At 58.1% G+C, this 315-nt stretch carries 1 protein-coding gene; it reads right to left on the bottom strand.

The annotated features are described in order from the left end of the window. Positions 1 to 57: 57 nt before the first annotated feature. The gene (locus EVC45_RS46520) at positions 58 to 207 is read right to left on the bottom strand and encodes a hypothetical protein (RefSeq protein WP_211193626.1); all 150 of its coding nucleotides are present in this window, start codon (positions 205 to 207) and stop codon (positions 58 to 60) included. Positions 208 to 315: the final 108 nt, after the last annotated feature.

Consider the following 315-nt stretch of genomic DNA (forward strand, 5'->3'; position numbering starts at 1 on the left):
TCGGCGCTGTCACGTTAAATTGTTCGCGGCGCAATTGCGGAGAGGACACGGATCTGTTCAGAAAACGGACGGAACCTGGCTAACCTCAGTGAAAAGATGCCAAGCGGCGAAGCGTGCGGCGAGCTGTTTGCGATAGAGTTGAGTGAGCAGTTCTTCGACGCCAGCTTCGCCCGGTCGCTTGCGCCGCCGCGTGAGCACTTCGGTCACTTGCGAACACATGATGTCGAGAACCGGACTCTGGACCGCCCCGGGAATCGTGGAGGCTGGTTGGTTTAAGTTGATGCGGGTTCAGCGGCAGCTGTTTCAAGTTGCCGA

The sequence above is a fragment of the Paraburkholderia sp. UYCP14C genome (genome assembly GCF_004197395.1).
Lineage (GTDB): Bacteria > Pseudomonadota > Gammaproteobacteria > Burkholderiales > Burkholderiaceae > Paraburkholderia.